Consider the following 593-nt stretch of genomic DNA (forward strand, 5'->3'; position numbering starts at 1 on the left):
ATCCATTTTGATTTAGGTCTAAATATAGAGTAATATTTGCTAAACCATTTTCTCCAGGGTCGAATATTCCATTAGTATTCGTGTCATTAAATTTAGTACCACTAATTTGACCTCGATTATTTACATTCCCAATATTGATATTTGTCAGATTACTTCCGGGAGTTACATTAATAATTGGGTCGGGAGTAGTTTGAGCAAAACCTGGTGGGGAAATTTCTCGCAATATATAAGTATTGGGAGGTAAATCTTGGAAAGAATATTCACCATTAACATCAGTAATAGTTGGAGGTTCTCCATCATCGAAAAATCCATTTTGATTTAGGTCTAAATATAGAGTAATATTTGCTAAACCATTTTCTCCAGGGTCGAATATTCCATTAGTATTCGTGTCATTAAATTTAGTACCACTAATTTGACCTCGATTATTTACATTACCAATATTGACATTTGTAATGTTACTTCCTGGAGTTACATCTAAAATTGGGTCGGGAGTAGTTTGATCAAAATCTGGTGGAGAAACTTCTCTCAATATATAAGTATTGGGAGGTAAATCTTGGAAAGAATATTCACCATTAACACCAGTAATAGTTGGA

The 593-nt window shown here is 32.9% G+C and carries 1 protein-coding gene; it reads right to left on the bottom strand.

Annotation, left to right across the window (positions count from 1 at the left end; translation table 11 throughout):
* On the bottom strand, positions 1–593 hold a 593-nt coding region (locus F6K22_RS36205; RefSeq protein ID WP_293109476.1), incomplete at both ends, for an MSCRAMM family protein.

This window comes from Okeania sp. SIO2F4, assembly GCF_010672385.1.
GTDB lineage: Bacteria > Cyanobacteriota > Cyanobacteriia > Cyanobacteriales > Microcoleaceae > Trichodesmium.